General features: G+C 68.4%; 20 protein-coding genes. 15 read left to right on the top strand and 5 right to left on the bottom strand.

The window, feature by feature from the left end; translation table 11 throughout:
• Positions 1 to 80 precede the first annotated feature (80 nt).
• Positions 81 to 4,166 (bottom strand): glycosyl hydrolase 115 family protein, encoded by a 4,086-nt coding sequence (locus tag ACIHFD_RS18275; protein ID WP_397367897.1) that lies wholly within the window; start codon positions 4,164 to 4,166, stop codon positions 81 to 83.
• A 148-nt stretch (positions 4,167 to 4,314) separates the two neighbouring features.
• On the opposite strand from ACIHFD_RS18275, the gene ACIHFD_RS18270 reads away from it, so the two are divergent.
• The 3 genes from ACIHFD_RS18270 to ACIHFD_RS18260 all read left to right on the top strand — a co-directional run bounded on the left by ACIHFD_RS18270 (position 4,315) and on the right by ACIHFD_RS18260 (position 7,780).
• The gene (locus tag ACIHFD_RS18270; protein ID WP_397367896.1) at positions 4,315 to 5,307 is read left to right on the top strand and encodes a LacI family DNA-binding transcriptional regulator; all 993 of its coding nucleotides are present in this window, start codon (positions 4,315 to 4,317) and stop codon (positions 5,305 to 5,307) included.
• Positions 5,308 to 6,244: 937 nt separating this feature from the next.
• Entirely contained in the window at positions 6,245 to 6,649 is a 405-nt protein-coding gene (locus tag ACIHFD_RS18265) for a YybH family protein (protein WP_397367895.1), read from the top strand.
• Positions 6,650 to 7,384: 735 nt separating this feature from the next.
• Positions 7,385 to 7,780 (top strand): hypothetical protein, encoded by a 396-nt coding sequence (locus ACIHFD_RS18260; protein WP_397367894.1) that lies wholly within the window; start codon positions 7,385 to 7,387, stop codon positions 7,778 to 7,780.
• A gap of 195 nt (positions 7,781 to 7,975) precedes the next feature.
• Here the strand turns inward: ACIHFD_RS18260 and ACIHFD_RS18255 are convergent, their stop codons facing one another.
• Positions 7,976 to 8,221, bottom strand: a complete 246-nt coding sequence (locus ACIHFD_RS18255; RefSeq protein ID WP_397367893.1) for a hypothetical protein — start codon at positions 8,219 to 8,221, stop codon at positions 7,976 to 7,978.
• Positions 8,222 to 8,520: 299 nt separating this feature from the next.
• On the opposite strand from ACIHFD_RS18255, the gene ACIHFD_RS18250 reads away from it, so the two are divergent.
• From ACIHFD_RS18250 to ACIHFD_RS18220, 7 genes are all read left to right on the top strand, one after another.
• On the top strand, positions 8,521 to 9,657 hold the full coding sequence (locus tag ACIHFD_RS18250; protein WP_397367892.1) for a hypothetical protein: 1,137 nt from the start codon (positions 8,521 to 8,523) through the stop codon (positions 9,655 to 9,657).
• A gap of 542 nt (positions 9,658 to 10,199) precedes the next feature.
• Positions 10,200 to 11,438 (top strand): glycosyltransferase, encoded by a 1,239-nt coding sequence (locus ACIHFD_RS18245; protein ID WP_397367891.1) that lies wholly within the window; start codon positions 10,200 to 10,202, stop codon positions 11,436 to 11,438.
• 496 nt (positions 11,439 to 11,934) lie between these two features.
• Entirely contained in the window at positions 11,935 to 12,258 is a 324-nt protein-coding gene (locus ACIHFD_RS18240; protein WP_397367890.1) for a YciI family protein, read from the top strand.
• Positions 12,259 to 12,670: 412 nt separating this feature from the next.
• Positions 12,671 to 13,276: a DUF6596 domain-containing protein gene (locus ACIHFD_RS18235; protein WP_397367889.1), complete on the top strand. Its 606-nt coding sequence runs from the start codon at positions 12,671 to 12,673 to the stop codon at positions 13,274 to 13,276.
• 116 nt (positions 13,277 to 13,392) lie between these two features.
• The gene (locus ACIHFD_RS18230) at positions 13,393 to 13,704 is read left to right on the top strand and encodes a DUF6069 family protein (protein WP_397367925.1); all 312 of its coding nucleotides are present in this window, start codon (positions 13,393 to 13,395) and stop codon (positions 13,702 to 13,704) included.
• Positions 13,705 to 13,862: 158 nt separating this feature from the next.
• The gene (locus ACIHFD_RS18225; RefSeq protein ID WP_397367888.1) at positions 13,863 to 15,293 is read left to right on the top strand and encodes an MFS transporter; all 1,431 of its coding nucleotides are present in this window, start codon (positions 13,863 to 13,865) and stop codon (positions 15,291 to 15,293) included.
• A 147-nt stretch (positions 15,294 to 15,440) separates the two neighbouring features.
• Positions 15,441 to 15,725, top strand: a complete 285-nt coding sequence (locus ACIHFD_RS18220) for a hypothetical protein (protein WP_397367887.1) — start codon at positions 15,441 to 15,443, stop codon at positions 15,723 to 15,725.
• 22 nt (positions 15,726 to 15,747) lie between these two features.
• Here the strand turns inward: ACIHFD_RS18220 and ACIHFD_RS18215 are convergent, their stop codons facing one another.
• Together ACIHFD_RS18215 and ACIHFD_RS18210 are read right to left on the bottom strand one after the other, a co-directional pair.
• Positions 15,748 to 16,341 carry a pyridoxamine 5'-phosphate oxidase family protein gene (locus ACIHFD_RS18215; protein WP_397367886.1) on the bottom strand — a complete coding sequence of 198 codons (594 nt, stop codon included), beginning with the start codon at positions 16,339 to 16,341 and terminating at the stop codon, positions 15,748 to 15,750.
• Between the two features lie 49 nt (positions 16,342 to 16,390).
• Positions 16,391 to 16,840 (bottom strand): VOC family protein, encoded by a 450-nt coding sequence (locus ACIHFD_RS18210; protein ID WP_397367885.1) that lies wholly within the window; start codon positions 16,838 to 16,840, stop codon positions 16,391 to 16,393.
• Positions 16,841 to 17,020: 180 nt separating this feature from the next.
• Between ACIHFD_RS18210 and ACIHFD_RS18205 the strand changes: the two genes are divergently transcribed.
• Positions 17,021 to 17,314 carry a hypothetical protein gene (locus tag ACIHFD_RS18205; protein ID WP_397367884.1) on the top strand — a complete coding sequence of 98 codons (294 nt, stop codon included), beginning with the start codon at positions 17,021 to 17,023 and terminating at the stop codon, positions 17,312 to 17,314.
• A gap of 37 nt (positions 17,315 to 17,351) precedes the next feature.
• A complete protein-coding gene (locus ACIHFD_RS18200; protein ID WP_397367883.1) occupies positions 17,352 to 17,603 on the top strand; it encodes a phosphopantetheine-binding protein in 252 nt (83 codons plus the stop codon).
• 37 nt (positions 17,604 to 17,640) lie between these two features.
• Here ACIHFD_RS18200 and ACIHFD_RS18195 read toward each other — a convergent pair whose 3' ends face one another.
• Positions 17,641 to 18,615, bottom strand: a complete 975-nt coding sequence (locus tag ACIHFD_RS18195; RefSeq protein ID WP_397367882.1) for an acyl-CoA desaturase — start codon at positions 18,613 to 18,615, stop codon at positions 17,641 to 17,643.
• Positions 18,616 to 18,832: 217 nt separating this feature from the next.
• Here ACIHFD_RS18195 and ACIHFD_RS18190 point away from each other — a divergent pair, with 217 nt between their 5' ends.
• Genes ACIHFD_RS18190 through ACIHFD_RS18180 form a run of 3 tightly spaced genes read left to right on the top strand, consistent with a single transcriptional unit; the run spans position 18,833 to position 23,915 of the window.
• Positions 18,833 to 20,164, top strand: coding sequence for a cytochrome P450 (locus tag ACIHFD_RS18190; protein WP_397367881.1), 1,332 nt, complete (start codon positions 18,833 to 18,835; stop codon positions 20,162 to 20,164).
• A gap of 2 nt (positions 20,165 to 20,166) precedes the next feature.
• Positions 20,167 to 21,753, top strand: a complete 1,587-nt coding sequence (locus ACIHFD_RS18185) for a peroxidase family protein (RefSeq protein ID WP_397367880.1) — start codon at positions 20,167 to 20,169, stop codon at positions 21,751 to 21,753.
• Positions 21,750 to 23,915, top strand: a complete 2,166-nt coding sequence (locus tag ACIHFD_RS18180; protein ID WP_397367879.1) for a hypothetical protein — start codon at positions 21,750 to 21,752, stop codon at positions 23,913 to 23,915. Before ACIHFD_RS18185 ends, ACIHFD_RS18180 begins: the two co-directional genes overlap by 4 nt.
• The last annotated feature ends 10 nt before the right edge of the window (positions 23,916 to 23,925 follow it).

The following is a 23,925-nucleotide window of genomic DNA, read 5'->3' as shown; positions in this document are numbered from 1 at the left end:
GCGAGTCGGGGGACACGATGCCTGCTCCAGCTTAGAGGGGCCAACGCGATGAGATGAGGCGCCCGCTCGGTGTCAGAGCGTCATGAAGTGCTCGCTCTCCGGTCGCTGGGGGTCTGGAAGCCGGTGAGGCCGGGTGTGTCGTCCGTGGTCAAGACGATCTGGTTGAGCAACAGCCCGGCTTCACGAGGCGCCAGCGAGATCGTGTGCTCCCCCGGCCCGAGCGCCAACGCGGCCGCGGCGACGCTCGTGCTGCCGTACCAGGTCTCGAACCCGGTCTCCGGCCCGGACTTGTTCGACTGGTATCTCCACCGCCCATCGACGAGCACGTGGTAGGAGTCGGCGTCGGCGTTCGGGTTGCTCGTGTTGACGAACAGGTAGTACGTGCCACCGGTCCGGATGTCGACGGTGAAGTCGAGCCGCGGTGGTGCTCCCGCCGCGGAGCTCCCGTTCACCTTCTGCGTCGGGCCGGCCCCGAACAACGCCTCGGCCTGGGCCGCCGAGGTCGCCAGCCACTGCGCCTTCGCACCGGCGTCGGCCGGCGGGACGGCCTGGAGACCGTTGCGGGCCAGCGCCCAGCCGTGCGTCCCGTTGTTGCTGTCGACCGCGTTGGCGAAAGCACTCTTCTCCAACGCGTCGGCCGCGTCGAAGACGACCGAACCGTCCCGCTCCAGATAGGCGCCGACCGGCGCCCCCGCGGCCCTGCCCACCGTGACAGGCACCACCCATGCCTCACCACGACCGGCGGTGACGGAGACCTCGGCCGTCCCGACCCGGTGTCCGGTGACCCGCACCTGACCGTTCTGCACCGCGACCGTCACGGCGGTCTCGTTGTCGGAGGCCGCGGACACCACATCCCGCACGCCCTCGACCGTGCTCGTCTCGCCTGCCGACGTCCGGATCGCGGGCAGCCGGCGCAGCTCCGGCATCGTGTCAGGACGAGGCGCCACGGTGGCCCTCTGGGGTGCGGCGATGTTGTTCGGGCTCTCGGGCGGGCCGACGAGGCCGTCACCGACCGAGCCGGCGCGGGTCTCGATGATGATCCGGTCGAAGAGGATCGCCGCGTCCGAGCGGTAGACCACGAGGTCGTGCCACCCCGGCGTGGTCACCTCGACGGTGAAGTTCAGGGGTTCGATTCCGTGCATGACGTTGAATCCCCAGGTGCTGGTGCTCGTACCGGCGACGGAGTTGCCGCGCAGCAGGCTGGGGACCTGGTCGTCGAGTCCGATCGCCGTGCGCGCGGTTCGCGGCGTGCCGTCGTCCTCTGTGCCTTCGTTCAGCGTCGGAATCCGGTAGAAGGTCCCGGTGAACCTCCCGGTGGAGGTGAAGTAGACCCGGTATCTCAGGCGGGCGGTTGCCTCGAAGCCGGAGTCGACCCGGGCCGCGATCTCCGGGAAGCTGCCCATCGACGCCCCGCGCTGCCCCACGCCCTCAAGGGGGGCCCACCGGCTCCCGTCGGCGCCGCGCACGTTCTCGGAGAAGTGCTCGGCCTCGATGGCCACGTAACCGTTGGCCTCCAGGTGCGCCGGCTCGGCGACCCGGCGCAGATCCACGGCTGCCCGCTCCGCGTCGACCGTGAACGTCGCGACCGGGTCGCCGGTCTTGGCGCCGTCGACGGCGTTGAAGACTTTGATCGTCCCCGCCGTGGCCGGGTGGTTCCTGGCGACCGTCACCGTGACGCGTTGCTCCGTCGCGGTCGTGCCCGAGCGCCGGGAAAGGGCGATCCACGGAGCGTCCGCCTCGGCGACCCACTCCTGCGGGTCGGCTACGTCGTCCCGGGAGAACACGTCGAAGAACCGCTTGTCGTCGGGCGCGGCCGAGTTGAACCTCAGCGTGCCCCGGCCAGGCTCCCTGCTCCCCTCGGCGGCGGCACCCACCGCATCGGCAGGTGTGGCCACCCGGGCATACCGGTCGTTGGTGAGCATGACGGCGCCCTCGTTCGGGAAGCCTTCGGGATGGCTGTGGCCGATGGCGTGGTCCCACTTGCCGCCGCTGATCGTGTTCCAGTAATCCTCGTCGGTGAAGATGCGCTCACGGGCCTGCTTCGAGAGCAGTTCGTAGCTTCCCGCGCTGGCGTAGCGGCCCTGGGCGGCGGCGAGCTGGTTCTTCCAGTAGTAGCCGATCTGCTCTGCCATGTTGCGGTAGGACCGGATCCGGTGGAGCACCTGTTGATAGAACGCGGAGCGATAGCGCGGGTCGAGCTTCGCGGAAGCATCCTCGAGAATCGCCACCAGCTTGCCGGACTCGTTGATGTAGCGCTGGAGCTCGTCCCCGTCCGAGGTGGCGCTGAACGGGAAGACCTGACCGTTGTGGATCCTTCCCGAGTTCGCGTTGGACGAGTTGATCTCCCCCCAGAACTCGGCGCGCTTGGTGTTCTCGAGCGCATCGAACCTTTCCAGCGCGTCGGCGACCACGGCCGCGTTGGCGCCCCTCAGCCGGAAGTCCCGCTGCACGTGCTCGGTGAGGAACCTGCTCGCGATGTTCGTGTCGTCATAGCCCTTGACGTCCCACGCGAGCTTGGCGAACAGGTCGAGCTTGATCTCGCCGGGCTTGATGTCTCCGACGTTGAGGATCCAGTAGCGCCCCGCACCGGAACTCCACGCCCGACGCAGCTGCTGCACCATCAAGGACATCGGCGTCGAGTTCAGCCACAGGTAGCTCTTCGGCTCACCCCAGTAGGAGATGTGGTAGTAGACGCCGTTCCCGCCGGACCGGGCGGCTTCGTTCCGGGTGGGCACCTGGCGCAGATAGCCCTGGTTGTCCTCGGCCCACATCAGGGTCACGTCGCCGGGGATGTGGTCCTTCAGCCCGCCGTTGTAGAGATCGTTCATCTCCTTGTAGGGGATGAACACCTGCGGCACGGCGTCGACGCTGCCGTAGACCGCGGCGATCAGCTTGCGCTGCTCGCGGATGACGTCGGCCAGCATCTCGATCTTGTCCTTGAACCCGTACGGGTTGCCGGGCGTGAACACCGGATCGCTGTCGTGCACACCGCGGATGCCCAGGGCGAGGATGTTCTCGAAGGCGGCGTTGGCGACCACCCGCTGGCGCCAGTACTCCAGGATCGCGGGCTTGTTGATCGAATAGTCGAAGGCCGCCACGGCGTCCGGGCCCTTGATGTCGAGCGCGTCCTTGTTGCGGGCGTACCACTGTCGCCACTCGCCCTCGTTGTTGCGCAGCATCAGCTCCGCGTGGGAGGAGGATGCGACCACGCCGAACGCTGCCGCCTCGCGGGCGTTGATCGGGGTCCCCTGGTCGTACGTCCCGGTGTCGGTGACCGCGTTGAACGCCGTCGAAGCCAGATGCATCGCCGGCCAGAGCGTGTTCAGCCCCAGCCGCAGCATCAGCTCGTAGACGTGCCGGTAGTAGTTGACGTCAGGCGTGCCGTTGGCGGTGGGGAACTTCTTCTTCGCCCACGCGACGGTGCGTTCTTCGTCGTTGACGAAGATTCCGCGGTACTTGACGTCCGGCCCGTCGTCGGCCCGGGTCTTGCCTGAGACCTTGATGTCGTCGAGCTTTTTGACCGGTACGTCGCTGTACCAGTACCACGGCGAGACGCCGATCTCCTCGGAGATCGAGTAGATCCCGTAGATCGTCCCGCGGGCATCGCTGCCCGCGATCACCAGTGCGTTGTCGACCCCGGGGACGGGGTTCTTGATGGTCTTGGTCGCGTACGCCTCCCACCTGCCCTTGATCCCGGCGGCCTCCGCGAACTTGCCGGCTCCGACGATCCCGTCGATCAGCCGGCTCTGACCGATCTGGCCGACGATGATCGCGGTCTTCTGACCCGCGGCCCCGGTCAGCAGGGCCGGGAGCTTGCTCCGGTCGGCCTTCGCCAGCCGCGCCTCCTTGGCCGGCTCATCGTCGGCGAACAGGCTCTGCACCTCACCGGGATCGATCGCCCCGGTCACCATGGCGACGTCCTGGCGCAGGTCCTGAACCGCGCGGCGCACCTGTTTGTAGTCCCGATCGGCGTGATCGCCGGCATAGGACGGGTCGATCAGGATCGGAGCGGTCGTACGGCCGTTGAAGATGGTGAAGTCGGTCGATGCCGCCTGCGCCGGCGTCACCCCGACCGACGTCAGCGACGCGGCCAGCAGAGCGCCGGCCGTCACAGCCGCGTACCACCGCCTGGCCCGACCCGAGATATCGCGCTCGTCGTGCTGCACACCTCGACCTCTTTGCCCGGGCTGCGACACTCCGCGCTCCTCTCGTCCGAGACGTCATCGAGTGGCCGGCATGATCGCAACGTAGGTACCTTGCGACAAGTTCTGCAAGGTGTTGCCAAAATTTCCACTCTCGTGGCTAGATGCGTTCGTGGAGCCCACCATCTTCGACGTCGCGCAAGCTGCGGGCGTGGCCGCGTCGACGGTCTCCCGGGCGTTCAACAAGCCCGGCCGGGTCAACGAAGCGACGCGACAGCGGATAGTCGCCGCCGCCGCGCAGCTCGGCTACCAGCACAGACCGCAGAACCGCGCTCTTCCGGGTCTACGCCACCGCACCATCGCCATGGTGCTCTCCGACATCACCAATCCCCACTTCTTCGAGCTGATCCGGGGCGCGGAGCAGCGCGCGAAGGCGTCCGACGTCACTCTGGTGATCGTCAACGCCGAGGAGTCCCGGCGCATCGAGGAGAACCAGATTCGCGACCTGTCCGCCGGCGTGGACGGGTTCGTGCTGGCCTCCAGCCGACTCGACGACGAGGTCCTGCGCGACCTCGCCAAACTGCACCGGATCGTCCTGTTCAACCGGGAGCTGCCCGGGCTGACCAGCGTGACGTTCGACACCGGCGCCGGCTGCCGGCAGATCCTGGAACACCTGGCCTCGCTCGGGCACCAGAGCCTCACCTACTGCGCCGGGCCACCCAGCTCCTGGATAGGCGCGGCGCGCTGGGCGGCACTGAGCGCCGGGGCCGAAACGCACGGTCTGACGGCACACCGGATCGGTCCGTACGCCCCCAACGTCGCAGGCGGCGGGGCCGCCGCCGACGGAGCACTGCGCACCGACGCGACGGCGGTCGTGGCCCACAACGACCTCCTGGCGATCGGCATCATCCGGCGCCTCGCCCAGCGCGGTGTTCGAGTCCCTGCCGACATCAGCGTGATCGGGTTCGACGACATCTTCGCCGCCGACTTCGTCCATCCCTCGTTGACCACCCTGGCCGGGCCCGGCTCGCACGCCGGCCGGCTCGCGGTGGAGCCTTTGATCGAGCAGTTCGCCGCACGATCACAACGCGAGGGCGAGGCGATCCGTCTGCCTACCGAACTGGTGCTTCGCGAGTCATCCGGCCCAGCGAAACGGCGCACCTGAGCGTCGGAGGCGTGTTGTCAAGCGAACCTGCTGGCCAGTCGCGTGAAGGTCGTTAAGGCACGTCAGGCATGTCGAGCATGGTGAGGTCCGGCGCGAAGGTTTCGAGCTGTGGAGAGGTGATCGATCAGCGAGGGGCGGTTGCGACGAGGCGTTGCAGTGCGGCGTGGCGGGTCGGCCCCATGTGGCCTTGCCGCCTGGCCGGCCATGGACACCGGCGTCGCCGACGTGGAGACCGACGAGGGCGCGGTTCACGGCCCATCCGCGGGCGCGGCGCAGGGCCGCGGCGTCCGGGGTCGGCTGGTAAGTGCCGTAGAAGCGGTCGACGGTGCCGTCCGCGGTGAGGACGTTGGCCGGATGCAGGTCGCCGTGGAGCCGTAGCGCCGAGCCGGCCAAGTCGGGCGCGGCGGCGGCGTCTTCCCAGACCGCGCGGACGGCGTCCGGGTCGGGGATCAGCCCCAGCTCGGCGGCCGAGGCGAGCTGTTGGGCGACCCACTCGGAGGAGCCGGCCGTCGGCCCTCCGCGCCCTCGCCTACGACCACGTGGACGCGTGAGCGAACCCCCCGCGGTACAGGGTGTGCATTGTGTACACGTATGGCGCACAGCGAAAGGGACCTGGCCGCCCCGGACGCGGCCGCACCCGAGACGGCAATCGGACAGCCGCCGGCGGAGCGAACTGGGTATCCGTGAGGCGCGCGAGCAGCTCGCCGACGCGCCCGCTACCTGGCTGAGATCACCTACCCGACCAAGCACCGCACCCGCATCGCCGCGGTGATGCCCGCCGACGCGGCCCACTCCCGAAGCCGCGCTGGCTACCGTCCTGTCCGCGCCTACCTCGCGACGTCCAGACCTGCCCCGCGAACGCCTGTACAAGGCCTTCGTAGGCCGTTGCCTTCTCCGGCGACCAAGGAAAGGCAGGCTGTGATATGATCATTTTGTCATGAATAGTCATGACAAATCCCAGCCTTGCGTGGTGCTCTCCGGCGACGCCGACAGCCCCGCCGCCCGCTTCGTCACCGCGATGAACTCCGGCGATCCCCAGGCTCTCGACCACATCTACGAGGACGACGCCGTCCTCGTCCCGGTCCCCGGCCACCCCATCACCGGCCCCGCCCGGCTCGCCGCCAACCGGCACCTGCAGAGCTTCGGGCTCCCGATCGAGGCCCGCCCGAAGCACGTGTACGTGTCCGGCGACATCGCCCTGCTCATCGTCGACTGGTCGATGCGCGGCACCACGCGGGACGGCACCGAGATCGACATGAGCGGCACCGCCACCGACGTCGTCCGCCGCGGCCCGGACGGGCAATGGCGCTACGTCATCGACAACCCCCACGGCACCACCTGACCAGGGCCCAAGCAGCGACAGCTCGGCCGCGCGCCCCTGTTCCGGCGAGGGCTCCGGAGGGGTCCGCCTGAACACCGCGGCGACGGCCGTCGCCGCGAGCAGCACGAGGGCGAGCCCGAACGCGAGCGCCGCCTCGGCGTTCGCGTTCGGGCCGCCGCCCAGGCCGTGCAGGAAGACGCTGCCGAGGACGGCGATCCCCGGCGCGCCGCCAGCCTGCTGGACGACGTTCAGCAGGCTGGCCGACCCGACCCCATGAGGACGGCGGCGCGCCAGGGGGCGGCGAAGAACGCGACGATGGCTATGCCATTCCCGGCCCCGCACACCAAGAGCGCCGCCAGCAGCGGCCGCGGGTTCGCGCCGGAGGAGCACGGCGCCGAGCATCGGCCCGAAGACCACCGACAGGCATGACGGGCCCGATGACGCTCATGGCCCTGGCCAGCTCGGCGCCGGCGAACATGCCCAATCGCCTGCGGGATGATTAAGGCGGCGGCCATGCCTGGCGTGCACGTGCACAGGCGGCACGCCCTCGCGGCGCGGCGCGCCCAGCAGCAGTGCGCGGTGCTCGGCTGCCGCAAGCCGTCCCGGCAGATCGTGAAGCGCTGGCAGGGCGACAACGCCCTGATGGTGACAGCTCCGTCCCAAAAAAGGGCCACGTTCCCGGCCTGTCGGTCACGCCCCGCTACAGCGCCCCGACCTGGACCGCAATCGTAGATACTTGCACCGAGGAGGAGGTGTATGACTGCTGTCACACGTCTAGTGACGTTCGTCGACGTCGATAATCAGGCGGCTGACACTATCTCGGTGTCGGCGCGTCACGAGGCGGAGCTCGTCGACGGAACCCGAGTACTGCTGCTGAATGACAGAGGTTGGGGCTCATCGCAAAGCTGGGCCGCGACGTCGGTAGCAGACGTACAAGAGACGACGCGCGCGGTGGTTGGGCCCGATGAGCCGTTCGGTGGCCGTTCCCAGGAAGACATGGAAGCCGACCATTGGGCCTCGCTCCAGCAGATCGCCCAGCGGCAGGGAGTCATTGTCGACGCGACCACGCTCAGGCAGTTGCCGCACGACGTCGTGCTCAGCCAACAGGTGCTCGCGCGCATCGGTGGCAACCCAGACAATGCCTCCGGCTGAGCCGGGCACCGTCAAGACCTCTACTTGGGTGCCGTTGAGCACTCTGCGATGAGCCGCCAAACCACTCTGATCTGGGATTTCTTTCGTTAAGAACGCCAGCGGTTCCCTATCATGCGGTCATCCGGTACAGGCGATCTGACCGTTCACAATGTTGGGCTGTCGCGAGCGAATTCATAGGCATGGAGCGTCCGCCGCTCAGCACCTCATGGATGAGTTGGTCGACCACTGGACGGTGCTCAGCGGTGAGGCCGGATTGGTCAACGCCAAGCAGTAAAGCACGCGCTTGGCCTTCGCGCTGCTGCTGAAGTACACACGCAGCACGGACGCTCCCTGCGCGGCCGGGACGGCGGACGAGGGCTGCAGGAGCGCGGCGAGCACCAGCGTGACCGCGGCGTACAGCCGATCTCGGGGCCGGGGTGGGATGGTGCGTGGCTCGTTCATGACGAACCACGCTTGCCGCGATCTTCGGTCTCGACCCGGCCCGGCACATCGCTGTCTACCTCGGCAACCCCGACGTCGGAGTGCGCGGCATCCACACCGCCATGTCACCGCCCTCGGCGGAGTCCCCAAGAACCAGAAGGCCACCCTGATCCCCCAAGCCAGCGACACTTTCTCCCCCTTGGCTGCAGCCCTTCACAGAAGCAACAATCTGTGAAGCGTTCTACGTGCGAAACGCGTAACGCTAAATATTTCGCGTTGCACTAACGCCAAAAATTTGATCTTGATGTAGATTGGCGGGCATGATCGAGGACGAGGCCGGACCGGCCGCGCCGCCGGGGGCGGCGCCCGGCGGCGAGCTACGCTGCGGCAATCCGGCCTGCGCCGAGCTGTGGACCACACCGGACGGACTGCCCCGGCCGCTGGAGTACGCCGGCGTCGGCCGCAAGCCCAAGCACTGCTCCCGGCGCTGCACCAACGCCGCCAGCAACGCGCGCAAGCGCTCCTCCGACCAGCGCCGCCAGCAACTGCAGGCCACCTTCGCCGCCACGGTGGCCGAGCACCGCCCCGCCCTGCACACCTACGCCGAGACGGTCAGCACCCAGCTGGCCACCGAGGTCGCGCTCCTGCAGCGCATCGAGAGCGAGCTGCTGGCGCAGGTCGCCGACCTGGAGGAGCAGCTCGAGGACGAGCGCTCAGCCGCGACCGCGGCCGAGCAGCAGGCCGCCGCCGCCGAGCAGCACGCCCGAGCGGCCGACCAGCGCGCCGCCTCGGCCGCCGAGCTGACCGAGGCCGCCGAACGCGCCGCGGCGCAGGCCCGCACGGCCCAGCGGCACGCCGACGAGCGGGCGCAGGACGCCGAACAGCGCGCCGACGAGGCAGAACGGCTGGCCATCGCTGATCGGGCGCGCGCCGATCAGGCCGACCACCTGCGTGCGGAGGCGGCCCGGCAGCACGCCGACGAGCTACGACAGCTGCGCGCCGGACACGACGAGACCCTGGCCCGGGAGCGGGAGCGGGTCTCCACCGCCGAACGTGAACTGGCCGCCCTGCGGGAACGCCACCACGCCACCGCTGAGGAAGCCCAGCGGCAACGCGAACGCGCCGACGGCGCGCAGGCCGCCGCCGAGCAGGCCCGCACCGAAACCGCCACGGTGCGCGCGCAGCTTGAGGCTGCCGAGCAACGCAACACCGACCTCACCCAGCAGGTGTTCCAGGCCCGCCACGCGGAAAGCGAAGCTCGCAACCTCGTGGCGGTCCGCAACAGCCGGATCGAGGCCGCCGAACGCGAACGGGACAACGCGCGCGCCGAGCATCGCTCAGCCGAACAGCGCGCCGAACAACTGCAGACGAACCTGAACCTGCTCCTGCAGAGGCTCCCCTCCCCCGCGGCCGAACCCGTCCCCCCGTCCCCCGCCGAACCCGACCCGGCCGGATGATGACCGACGGCGGAAGCACACCACCGGGCCGCGGGTGCCATCCCGACGATTCCAACGCCGAGCACGGACAACGGCATCACGCGCGTGGCCTGCCGGACGCCCGGCTGCGGGAGGAATTCACCTGGGCAGGCAGGCCGCTCGTCGCGTCCCTCACCGACGTGAGCGCAGTGTGACGACGGGGACGGCGCGCCGTGATGCTCTGTGTCCGGAGCGGCGATAGCCAGCCCGGCTACTCCGGACACGCCGCTGCCCAAGGCCCGCTGGCCGCCACGCTGTCGGCCAGTGCCTCAGGCCCTCCACCCGTGTCCCTGCGACCAGCCCCAAAGTAGCTGTGCGTAGTTGTGGTTATCCACGGGCTGCCGCACGATCATGGCGAGATGGAGGAGGCCACCTACTGGGCGGCGAAGCAACAAAGGGCAAGGGGAATATCCACTCCTTGCCACTACCAACCTATAGCGCATGGGGGGACTTGCCACAAGGCCCCGGTCGTACCCCACAATCACCCTTCGACACCGGAACGCACGGAGATCGGGGACTGCGGAATGCGCGTTGTGTTGGTGACCTACGGGTCGCGCGGGGACGTCGAGCCGATGACGGGGCTGGCGGTGCGGCTACGGGAGCTGGGCGCCGAGGTGCGGGTGTGCGCGCCGCCGGACTTCGCCGAACTGCTGGACGATGTCGACGTGCCGCTGACTCCCCTCGCCTGGCCGATCCGCGCGCTGGCAACGGGGGCGATCCCCGGAAAGGCGAAGGCGGGCCTGTCCGACATCTCCGCCGAGCTGACCGCCATGGCCTATGAGACGGTCGCCGGGGTGGCCGAGGGCTGCGCCGCGGTGGTGGCCACCGGCTCGTTCCCGGCCCTGGCCGGTACGCGCACGGCGGCCGAGAAGCTGGGCGTGCCCTATGTGTTCGCGTCCTTCTCCCCGTGTTACCTGCCGTCGTCGCATCACCCGCCTCTCCGCCGGCCGGGCCAGGTGATCCCCCCTGAGGTGACCGACAACCGGGGGCTGTGGAACCTGCACGCCGAGAACATGGAAGCCCTGTTCGGCGACACGATCAACACCCACCGGGCCTCGATCGGCCTGCCGCCGGTGAGCGGCGTCCGCGACCACGTCTTCACCGGCCACCCGTTCCTGGCGGCCGACCCGGTCCTGGGCCCGTGGCAGGAGACGCCGGAGCTCGACGTGACACAGACCGGCGCGTGGATCCGGCCGGACGGGCGCCCGCTCCCGGCCGGTCTGGAGGCGTTCCTGGCCGCCGGTCCAGAGCCGGTGTACGTGGGCTTCGGCAGCATGCTGGTGCGGGGCGCGAACGCGCAGGAGGTCTCCCGGTCCGTCATCGAAGCGGTCCGGACACAGGGTCGCCGCGTCCTGCTCGGGAGCGGCTGGGCTGACCTGGCCCTGATCGACGACCGGGACGACTGCTTCGTCGTCGGCGAGGTCAACCAGCAGGCGCTGTTCCGCCGGGTGACCGCGATCGTGCACCACGGTGGCGCGGGCACCACGACGACGGCGGCCCGTGCCGGGGCGCCGCAGGTGATCGTGCCCCAGGTCGCGGATCAGCCGTACTGGGCGGGACGGGTAACCGAGCTGGGCATCGGCACGGAACACGACGGTCCGACACCGACCGCCGAGTCCCTGTCGGCCGCACTCCAGATCGCCCTGGCCCCCGAGACCGGTGCCCGCGCGGCCGCCGTGGCCGAAACGGTCCGCACCGACGGGGCGGAGCAGGCCGCGAAACTTCTGCTCGACATGATCGGCCGGAGCGGTTCCGCAGGCTGATCCCCGAAGGTTACACAGGTAGGCACCCCGCCGGTTTGCGCGTGCCCGCGGCCGGGTCGGGGCAGGACGAGCATCGGAACGGAAAGTCCCGTCAGCGGAGCTCAGTTGAGCGGCTTGCCGCGACTTTCCGTTCGGATGCGCCTCGCAGGAGCGTTTTCGCAGGTCACGACTTGCGGCAGGGCGATGGGGCCGTAATGTGCGACGGCGGGGACTGCGCAGCCGGCCGGGGTCGGCTTCGGCGGTGATGCGGGCAGCATAGGCACGGTACGTTTTGCGCTCGGCCGGTCCGACGCCGTCAGCAAGGGCGGCGCTCTGCTCCAGCGCGGCCTGGTGGAGCGCGAGCGGATCTTGCGCTCGACCTGGTCGAGTCGCGGGTTGACTCCAAGGGCGTGACGATCCAGGTCTACCGGCCGGCCGGGCGCCCACGGTATGCAAGGGTCTGAAGTCCCTGACCACCGAACCACGCTGTCTTGACACCACAGGAGATGATCTTCAGATGCGCTACCTGGTTTCCGTGATCGATGACAAGAGCAATCCCGGCAGCACGGACAGGCTGCCTGCCATCAGCGCGTTCAACGAACGACTGATCGCCGAGGGCTACTGGGTTTTCGCGGGCGGACTCGCGGACACCGACGCCGCCACGGTCATCGACAACCGGGGCGAGCAGGCGGTGTTCAGCGACGGGCCTTTCGTGGAGTCGAAGGAGTACCTCGCCGGCGTCTGGGTGTGGGAGGTCCCCGATCTGGATGTGGCGCTCAAGCTCGCCACCGAGGCGTCGAAGGTCTGCGATCGGAAGATCGAGGTGCGGCCGTTCCAGTGAGCGACGTCGAGGGTTGATCATCCGGGCCCACCACGTCGAGTGGGCGCGGGTGGTGGCACCCTGACCAGGCGCTTCGGTCGCCAAGGAGGCAGCGGGCGAGGCGTTCACGACCGCCGTCGAGCGGTGGCCGGCCGACGGCCTGCCCCCAACCCGGGCGCGTGGCTGACTACCACCGCCAGCCACAAGGTCATCGACCGGATCCGGCGCGACGACAAGCACAAGGAGGCTCAGATGTCCTACGACGACGCCCTGCCCGAGCCTGTCGGCGCCATCGACGACGACCGGCTCCGGCTGATCTTCACCTGCTGTCACCCGGAGCTGGCGATGGAGCCCGCCTGGCGCTGACACTGCCCATGGTCGCCGGCCTGACTGTGCCCGAGATCGCCCGTGCTTTCTGAGGCAGGGCACCACCATGGAGCAGCGCATCACCCGCGTGAAAGCCAAGATCAAGGCGGCACGCATCTCCCATCAGATGCCGTCCGCCGACGATCTCCCGGCACGCGTCTCCGGCGTCCTGGCCGTCCTGTTCCTCATCTTCAACCAGGGCTACCTGGCCACCGGCCCCGTACGGCACGAGCCGACCACCGAGGCGATCCGACTCACCCGCCTGACCCGCGCACTCCTACCGCAGGACGGAGAAGCGGCCGGCCTGCTGGCGCTGATGCTGCTCACCGAGGCCCGCCGCCCCGCCCGGGTCTCGTCCGGAGGCGAACTGGTCCCCCTGGCCGAGCAGGATCGCAGCGCCTGGGACACGGAACTGATCGCCGAAGGCCATCGGCTGGTGCGCGAGCGCCTGGCCGCCGCCGGGGTGGCTCCGGGTCGATATCAGATCCTCGCGGCGATCAACGCCGTGCACACCTCCGCCCGCGACATGCGCGACACCGACTGGTCGCAGGTCCTTGCCCTCTACGACCAGCTCGTCCGTCTCGACCCGTCGCCGATCATCGCCCTCAACCGGGCCATCGAGCTGGTCGGCAACACCGGCGAGACCGCCTGCCTCATTTGCCGCCGCGCCTAACTGCAGTAGCGCCCGCGTTTGAAGAGCGCACTTGATACAGCGATGAAAGGCGACGCCGAACGCTGCACTATTGACATGTTCAGACGCCAACCCCTCTCGCCAAGCAATGGCGCAGGATTCGGAGGCGCCGGGTTGCGGCGGCCGTAGAGACGCGTCCTGTTGCCGACTTCCGGTTCGGCGTCGTCCTGTGCACCGCACTCGGATCCGTCCTTGCGGTGGGTGTCGTGCGTCGAGCCGCCCGGCCGCAACAGACCTTCGTCCGGGTCGCACTCGCGCCTGCTCTGAGCCACACGACTACATCGGCCAGGCTCCTGCTCGCAGGTGGTCATGTACTGGCCGCGGCGATCGTCATACCGGGCCTGACATGGCGATCCCGGAGAGCGCCGCGACATCTCCGGCGGTCGCACGCGGCTGAGAAGCGTGCGTAGGTGCCTCCACACCACCGTGGTCGGCACGCTAACGACACACACGCCGGAAGATCTCGACGAAATCTTTTGTGGGCGGTGTCGGATCGGGGCGGGGGTGTTCGTAGTGGGGGTGAGAGGCCGCCCAGGAGGGCGCCCCCGGTAACGGAAGGACGTTCCTCATGACTACCTTGACGGAGCCGAGCACGGTCACCACACGCCGCTCCAGCCGCCTGATGTGGGCGATCCTGGGGCTGGTGCTGCTTGCCGACGCCCTCGACGTGATCGATGCAACCGTCACGAACATCGCCGCCCCCACCATCGCCCGCGAGCTCCACGGCGGTGAAAGTCTGATCAAGTGGTTGGGAACGGCGTACATGCTCGCCATGGGTGTCCTGCTCGTGGTCGGCGGACGGCTGGGGGACAAGTTCGGCCAACGCAGGCTTTTCCTGATCGGCATGAGCGGGTTCACCCTGGCTTCGGCGGTCGCCGGGTTCTCACCAGACCCGGCCCTGCTCATCGCTGCCCGGGTTGCTCAGGGAGCGTTCGGGGCTCTGCTCATCCCGCAAGGCATGGCGATCATGACGAAAGCGTTCAGCCGCGACATGCTCGCCAAGGCGTTCGGGCTGTTCGGCCCGGTTCTCGGCCTCTCCAGTGTCGGCGGCCCGGTCCTGGCCGGATTCCTCATCAGCGCCGACCTGTTCGGTCTGTCCTGGCGCCCGATCTTCCTCATCAACATCATCCTCGGCGGCGTCGGGCTGATCATGGCCGTCAAGATCCTGCCACGGGACGACGACGCCGACCGGTCCACCGTCGTCGACGGCTGGGCCTCCGGCATGCTTGGGGTTACCATACTCGGGCTGCTGTACGGCCTGATCGAGGGCTCGACCAACGGCTGGGGCGTCATTCCGATCGTCTCGATCGTTGTCGGCGTCCTGTTCTTCGCTGCCTTCGCCTACCGTCAGCGCACCGCGACCCAACCGCTCATCAAGCCCTCGCTCATGAAGAACCGGGGTTTCACTTCCGGATTGCTCGTGTGCCTGGTCGCCGTCGCCGCCGGCACCGGCCTGCTCTTCGTGCTGTCGCTGTTCCTGCAGGAAGGGCTGCACGCCAGCCCGAGAGACACCTCGCTCGGCCTGGTGCCGCTCACCCTGGGGCTCGTCGCCGCCGGGTTCGCCGCCATGGGTGGCCTGGTCGCCAAGCTCGGTCGCCGGCTCGTCTTCATCGGCCTCACCGTCGACCTCGTCGGTTGCGGTTGGGTCCTGGTCCTCGTCGCTTACTCCGGGACGAACGTCAGCCTCTGGACGCTGGCTCCGGCGTTCTTCGTCATCGGCATCGGCATCGGCCTCAGCTTCGCCACGATCCCCGTCGTCGCTCTCGGCGACGCGAAACCTGACGAAGCCGGCAGCGCCAGCGGCTCGCTCAGCTCGATCCAGCAACTCGCATCAGCGATCGGCTCGGCCGCGATCACCTCGATCTTCTTCCAAGCCGCAACCTCCGGACTGGCCCACGCCATGAAAGTCAGTCTCATCGTCGTTCTGGCCGTCACCGCCCTCAGCCTCCCGGTCGTCACCCTGATGCCCCACAAGGCACCGTCCGAACCCCACCAGTGAGCAACCCGCCAAACGTGGCGAGGATGGCCGGCCGACAGGGGTACCCCCCAACCCGTCGGCCGGCCATCCTCGCCACGTGGCTGACCACCACCGCCAACCGCAAAGCGATCGACCGGATCCCCATCGACACCCCGCGCGCAGCGGCAGGTGTTCGGAGAGCAGCGCGATGCCCGGTGGCTGTGGGTCAAGACCGGCGAGCGCCGGCAGGGCCAGGAGCTGAACGCGGCCACGGCCGCGAAGGTCGACCAGTACGTGGCCGCGGTGGAGGCGTTCGCGGCGAGCAGCATCTGGACTACGTCGACGTCGCCGGCGTCCAGCAGGGAGTGCATGAGTTTCAAGCTCCCCCACAGCCAGATGTCCTTGCCGCTTCTCGATCGGCACCCGCCGCGGCCCGCAGGAGCAGGCCTTTCCGCGCACCGCGGTGGGGATTGAGGCGTGGGCCACCGGGCGGTGCTCAGGCGGACTGACGCTCTTCCCGCTGCCGGATCAGCTCCTCGACCGCGCTCGGCAGAGTCGTCTCGAAGTCGATCAGCTTCGCCCACGTCGGAGTCACCACGATCCGGACCATGCCGTCGTGATAGAGGGAACGCACCTCCGCCTCCCACTCGACTCGCTGCTCGGGCGTCATCTCGTAGGTGCTGGTCGCCTGGAGATATTCGTCCGGGATGCCATCGACGAAGTCCAGTTCGGCCCGGCCGCGGATGAGCAAGATCTTGGGCGGGTGTACCTCGGTGTCGATCGTCAGAGCGACCATCGGGTTCTCGCTCAAAGCCTGGAGCTTCGGAGCGTTCTTCGAAGTGCTCATGACGATCTCCAAGCCGTTCCAGGCAAAGATGATCGGGATGTTGCGGGGTGTGCCGTCCTTGGCGACATAGGCCAGGCGGGTCACGTCGCGGGCCAGCAGTTCCCGGCTGAGCGGCCGGTTCAGAACCTCGGTTACCTCGTTCGGCTCCACGGTCATTTCTCCTATGATCTTTTTCTTGATCCGCCCCGGCTTTTCTCCGGGCTTGCGGGATCGCGGGTGATTGCTGATGGCGGGAAAGGACATGCGTCTGGTGTGCGCGAGCCGGATCGCCCTGGTCGGCCGCGACGGACCGTCAGCCGAGTTGCTGGGCCAGGCCGACGATGATGCCCTCGGGGCCGCGGACGTAGCAGAGCCGGTAGCTGTCCTCGTACTGCTCCAGCGTGCCGACGAGTTCGGCGCCGTGGGGGCGCAGGCGGGCAATGACGTCCTCAACGTCGTCGACGACGAACATGACGCGGCGAATGCCCAGCGTGTTCGCCGGCGCGTCCTTCGGCTCGGTGCTGATCGCCTTCAGCGTGTGGAACATCGCCAGCTCGATCCCGCCGACGCCGCCCGGGATCCTCAGCATCGCGGCCTCCTGCCGAACCCCGTTGAGCCCGATGACACGCTCCGCCTGCTCCGCCCAACGCCCCTCGATCGGCGCCCTGCCCTCCAACTCCATGCCGAGTTCGACGAAGAACGCGATGGCGGCGTCAAGGTCGTCGACAACGATGAGGACGTTGTCCATCCGCTGGATTGTCATGCTCGGTCTCCTTCATCACGCGGCCGGTTCGTGGCCGCTGGTGTTCCTGGGACGGAGCCGGCATCGCATTCTCGACATCCTCCACGGCTCGTGCCCTGACTTTTTTCAGCGATCGTGCCGCTCCTCGTAGGCGCGCCCCGCCCCAACACACCCACTGCAGGTCAGAGCCAGGTCCGTTGGATGTTCGGCCAAGACCATGGGGATCCCATCGCCTTACTGCTCGGCATCTCCATGGTGCTCGCCCGCGCGGCCGACCTGGCGGAGCGCGGCAACCCGACCGCGCCCGACCTGGCCGACATCGCCTGCGCCGCCGCCGGACAACGGCTGGACGGACTCTGGTCACAGCTCGCCGCTGACACCGGACGCCCGGGAGCCGACCCGGCGGCGCTCGGCGACACCTGGCTGCGCAGCACCGACCTCGACTTCCTCGTCACCGGCACCGCCGGCCCCTACAAGGTCTGGAGCCGATCATGAACACCACTGCCGAGCCGACGCTCGGAGGGCCAGCGAGATGAGCGACACAGCCGACACCCGGCCACGCGGAGCCGCCGAAGAACTGGTCGCCGCCATCTGGTGCGACGTGTTCGACCTGGAGCGGATCGGGCGGCACGACGACTTCTACGACCTCGGCGGTCACTCACTGCTCGCGATCCGGATGGCCTCCCGCCTGCGCGACACCGTGGGACTGACGGTGCCGGTGCGGTTCATCCTCGACAACCCCACGGTCGCCGAGATGGCCCTGCTCATCGAGAGACCCGCCTGAGCGGGCACCGGGCGCTGGGCGCCCGATGGTCATGACGTCATCGCAGGGAGTCGGCCCCGTTATCGGGGCTGTGGTCCGGACTGCGGTCGGTGCGGTGGATCGTCAGGCGATCGGGGTTCGGCCAGCGTACGCCGTGAGCCCAGCCCGCCCGCTCGAACCAGCGGATCAGCCGCGCACTGGGGTCGAACTGGCCCCTGAGCACACCGTGCCGGGCACAGGTCGGCTCCACATGATGCCAGTTGTGCCAGCCTTCGCCGAGCGTCAGCATCGCCACCCACCACACGTTCGACGAACGGTCCCTGGTGCGGAACGGACGGTCGCCGAAGGTGTGCGCGATCGAGTTCACCGACCAGGTGACGTGATGCACCACGGCATAGCGGACCAGACCACCCCACAGGAACGCGCTCCACACGCCCGACCACGACATCGACCACAGCCCGCCCGCGGCGGCCGGGAGCGCGAACGACAGGACGACCACCGCCGGGTAGGCGGCGTCGAAACGCCGCACATCCGGGTCGGCCAGCAGGTCCGGCACCCAATGCCGCCGGCTGGAGCGCTGATGGGCCGTGTAGAACCAGCCGATGTGAGCATGCAGCATGCCGCGCAGCAGTGCCAGGCCGCCGTCGCCGTAACGCCACGGCGAGTGCGGGTCACCCTCACGGTCGGCGTACTTGTGGTGGCGGCGGTGCTCGGCGGCCCACAGCGTGACAGGACCCTCGACGGCCATGCCGCCGGCCAGCATGAGCGCGATCCGCAGCCCCCGGTTGGCCTTGAAGGCGCGGTGGGTGAAGAGACGGTGATAGCCGATAGCGATCCCGAAGATGCTCACCAGATACATCACGACCGCGATGACCAGGTCGCGAAGGCCGATGCCCCACCCCCAGGCGGCCGGCACCGCGAGGGCCAGCAGCAACACGGGCAGCACGACCAGGACGACCAGATACGCGGTGCGGCGGCCGGTGGTGACCGTCACCGTCTCCGCCGTGCCCGGCTGCGGCATGGGTGACGACACGTTTCCTCCCATGAGCGGTACAGGACGATCAGGCTCCTAATTGAACGGCCAGGCCCATGGACTGCGGCAATGTCCTGACAGTAACGGAGCGATTACCCTGAGGAAGCAAAACACTGCACTCGGTCGTCATGAAGAAAAGGCGCGACGCATCCCTAGATTGTGATTGCACAACGTGATCATCGTTGTGCGCTCCGACATCAGGCGGAAGGTCCACGGAATGGGTGCTGTCGATCAGGCGACCACGGGCGGCCATCTCGAAAGATATGACGAGGCGCTGGCCCGGGACCCGATGTCCGCGTTCAGCCTGGTCCGGGAGTGGATGCGTACCGACTGGCGGAGCCTGTTCACCGAGCTGCGCGAGCGCCGCCCCATCTTCGCCACCCCCGCCTTCACGGTCGTGACCCGCTTCGCCGACGTCACCGAAGTGCTCTCCCACGAGCAGGTCTTCTCGGTACGCGCCTTCGGCCCCCGCCTCGACGCCGCACTGGGCGCCCCGTTCATGCTGGGCAGGGACGCCACCCCGATGAACTGGCGCGAAAAAGGCCTGATGCAGCTCATACTCGACCCGCGCGACGCGGCCGACGTCCGCGAGCTGACCGGCCGCCTCGCCGACGAACTGCTCGACGCCGCCCCGCCCGACGGACACCTCGAAACAGTCAACGGGCTGTTCCGCCCCGTCGCCCTCGGCGTATGCGCACGATACTTCGGCATACCCGGCCCCGACCCGCAGACCCTGGGCCGATGGACCCGCGCCATCGTCGCCGACGGCTTCGCCAACTTCCACGGAGACCCGCAGATCCAGACCGCCTCCGTCACAGCAGGCACCGAACTGGTCGCATACCTGCAAAACCGCCTCGCCGACCACCGGGCCACCCTACGAGCCGGACGCGACCTCCCCGACGACATCTTCACCCGCCTCGCCCGCTCCTCCCTGCCCACCGGCGCCTCCGTGACCGACGACCGCATCGTGATCAACATGGCCGGACTGCCACTGGGCTTCGTGGAAAGCGCGCCAGGAGCCATGGTCGAGGCCGTCGAGCAACTCCTGCTACGCCCGCACATACTCGCCCAGGCCACGGCCGCCGCCGCAGACCCCGAACAGTTCGACCCATACGTCTGGGAGGCACTACGGTTCAGCCCGTTCTTCAAACTCCTTCCCCGGCTGTGCGAACGAGACCACGTCCTGGCCGCCGGCACCCCGCGCAGCACGCTGATCCCCGCGGGCACCTTCGTGCTCGCGGCACCGGCCTCCGCCATGTTCGACGCGGCGGTGGTCCCGAAGCCCGACGAATTCCGCCTCGACCGCCCCCGCCACCATCACCTGTTCTTCGGCTCCGGCCATCACGCCTGCCTCGGCGTACACGTCGCCGACGTAGTGATCGCCGAGACCGTACGCCGCCTGCTCCTGCGCCCCGGCGTGCGCCCGCTCCCGCCACCCGCGGGCCACGTCGAACGGACACTCGGGATCTTCCCCGACACCTTCACCCTCGCGCTCGGCACCGAAGAGCTCGGAACCGAAGAGCTCGACACCGACAGGCGGGAAGGCTGACGATGGCGGCAAGCCGATCACGCGCACGCACCATCGCCACGGATGGCCTCGCCAACCGGCTCAGATTCCTGGCCCTGACCAACGGCCGGCCAATCTGGGACCTCCTCCAGAGCAGCCGGCCGATCCGGCGCCGCATCAACGCCTCACTGATCGACCACGCCATCCGCGAGATGCCACCACGCCCCGAGCCGCTGAGCACCATGGCCGACTACACCTCGTGGACCTCCCTGACCGACCGCACCTACAGCGGCAGACACCTGCCCCCAGTCCCCGCCACCGAACAGAACCGTCCCACACCCGAAAGCGCCGGCAACCTGTTCACCCGCGGCGAATCCATGATCCCCTGCCCGCGCTCCACCGTGCTCTTCGCGTACTTCGCCCAATGGTTCACCGACGGATTCCTGCGCGGCGACACCAACACCCCGCGCGACCCACGCAAGAACAGCTCCAACCACCACATCGACCTGAACCAGGTATACGGCCTCAACGAAGCCGCGACGGCCGCACTACGCACATTCGACGGCGGACTGCTCAAGAGCCAACTCCTCAACGGCGGCGAGTTCCCGCCCTACCTGTGCGAGAACGGCAAGATCAAGCCGGAGTTCACCCCGCTCAGCGTCATCCGCTTCGACCAACTCACCGACGCGCAACGCGACACGCTGTTCGCCACCGGCAGCGACCGCGGCAACGGCCAGATCGGCTTCACCATGCTCACCGTGCTGTTCCTGCGCGAGCACAACAGGATCGCGCGGCTGCTCACACAGGAACACCCGCACTGGGACGACGAGCGACTCTTCCAAACGGCCCGCAACATCCTCATCGTGCTGCTCATCAAACTGGTCGTCGAGGAATACATCAACCACATCACCCCCTACCACTTCCGGTTCACCCTCGACCCCCGGCTGTCGGCGACACTGGCCCACGCACCCTGGCACCGGCAGAACTGGGCCTCGGTGGAGTTCAACCTCGTCTACCGCTGGCACAGCCTGATCCCGTCCCACCTGTCAGTAGGCGGGCACGACCTGCCGATGACCCAAACCTTCTTCGGCAGCGCACTGATCCCCGGCCCCGGCCTCGGACGACTCTTCGAGGACGCCTCCCGCCAACGGGCCGGCCGCATCAGCCTGTTCAACACCGACCCCGTCCTACGCGAGATCGACGTGGCCAGCATCGCCGACTCCCGGGCACTCGACCTGGCCCCCTACAACAGCTACCGCGAACACTGCCGCTTCCCCAAAGTGCGCACCTTCGAACAGATCTCCAGCGACCAGCGGGCCAGCAGCGCACTGCGCGAGCTCTACCACGACGTCGACGACATCGACCTGTACGTCGGCCTGTTCGCCGAAGAACCCGGCTCCCCCACCGCGATCCTGCCCCCACTCCTCACCAAAATCATCGCCATCGACGCCTTCTCCCAAGCACTCACCAACCCCCTGCTGGCCCCGCGAATCTTCAACGCCGCCACCTTCTCCCCCCAAGGCATCCGCGTCCTCGCCACCACACGCACACTCTCGGACATCCTGCGCCGCAACACACCAGAAGACCCCACCCCCCGCCACATCAGCATGTCCCACCGGACCCCATCATGACCGCAAAGAACGACCCGACCACCGCACGACTGCGCACCATGGCCCGCGAACTCGTGGACATCGCCATCACCATCCAGGACGCAGCAGCACACACCACCACCGCACTCACCGACAGCGCACTGCTACGCGCCCTCCCCCACGCCCCCTCCGCAGCCCGACCCGCCTACCGCGCACTGCTGAAGGCCACAACAAACAAACAAGGCCTCGGGTACGCATTCACCGGCAACCGACTCGCCACCGCGACCGCCAAAGCCGGCGCCATACTCGGCGCCGAAAGCCTGGCCATACGCGTACTGGCCACATCACTCCGGCTACGCATAGCAGCCGTCGCACTCACCCACCCCGAACTGACCGAAGACCCCATGCTCACCCGGCTCACCAACGCAGCCGCCGCCGACCGCGACCTCGAGGCCATCCGAGCCCTACGCACCCTGCTCAAAGACCGCGGCACAGTACACGCACTCAGCCAACTCGCCCCGATCTTCGGCGAAGTCCTCGCACTACGCGCACTACTCGACGAGAACCCACTCAACGACACCACCGCCTGGCTCATCGCAACAGGAAAGGGCTTCGCCACCGCCGACCCGATCACCGGCATCAGCAACAAAGCCATCGCCATCCTCGACACCGGAGAAGGCGCCGCACGCCGAATCGAACTGACCACAACCGAGTCCGCCCAACTGTGCACACACGGATCACTACTCGGCTTCCTGACCAACATCAGCACCATCGGCACCACCGGACGAGCCCTCATCCAGAGCATCCAAGGACCCGACGGCGTCATCCGCCACGTCCTCCACGCACCAGGCATGCGAGCAGGACGCCCCGACAGCCAATCACCCCAAGACCTGCTCGGCGCCTTCAGCAGCGCCGTCCTGTCCAGCAGCCCCTACAGCCGCGCCCTGGCCCAAGCCGTCACCGACTACGGACCCCCTCCAGGCGCCGAACTCGCACTCATCGGGCACAGCGCAGGCGGAGCAGCAATCATGAACCTCGCGCAGGACCCCGACTTCTGCACCCGCCACACCATCACCCACGCCGTCGCCATCGGCTCACCCATCGACTTCAAACACCCCGCCGACCCACGCACCTGGGTAGCCAGCGTCACCAACCAGCACGACATCATCCCCACCCTCGACGGACAAGGCGCCGGCACCTGCTTCGACCTGCACCCCGACTGGTACGTCGTCGACTACGGCGACTCCACCCACCTGTTCCCCCACTGCCACAGCATCGAGCACTACCTCGCCAACATCACCCACGACCTCCCCGAAGCCCGCGACCACATCGACGAACGCCTCACACCCTTCCGGGGACAGGTCGTGCGATCCCAGGCATACCTCCTGTTCGACCGACCACCCGACCCCGACGAGTTCCCCTTCCTCACCGTGCCCACCCACCCCATGGACACCCCCGAAGGAACCATCGAACTACCCATCAGATCCCGCGACGGCAACGCCCTCACGGCATACTTCACCGCACACCCGACAACCACGGCCGACCTACTGGAAGACACAGGCCTCGGCCCCGCCGTACAAGTGGCAGGCCGCACGCTGATCGCCATACACACCGCCTGGAACCGACACACCAGCGCCGGCCGCTACGGAGAACTGCACATCGGCATCGTCATACCCGGCCCATTCCACCGACGCTCGCGGCCCAACCCGCCGAGACGACGCTCCAGCATCACCGCCTGGCCCGACCTACTGCGAGCAGCGGACCTACGCCACTCCGGCAACTTCCTCATCGGCTCCGCAGTCGACACCACGATCGTCCGCGCCCTCGGCCCACAACTGTGGGGCGGCCAGACGTACCTGACACCCCTCGAACTCCGGCTCAGCACCCGCACCGCCCACGTCACCGCCGACCAGATCCTCACCCTGCGCGGACGACTCGGCCCGGGACTACCCCTGAACGACCCCGGCCTCGTCGGCTACACACGCGACGCCGGTACCGTGCTGCGATCCTCCATACGGACCCGCGGGCAAGCCCGGCTCCACCCAGCGCCATCGCTTCGGCTGCTCATCGAACCACAGTCGACCCACCCACTGGCCAACCAACTCCGCCAACTGGGGCTCGACGGCGCCCGCCCCCTGCTGTGCCTGTCAGCCACCACCCGCCAGACGCTCCGTGACGCCGCCGTCCCGGTACCGCCCATCTGACGGAGGAGCC

The sequence above is a fragment of the Nonomuraea sp. NPDC051941 genome, assembly GCF_044593615.1.
This window is presented reverse-complemented; position numbering and strand designations above follow the sequence as displayed.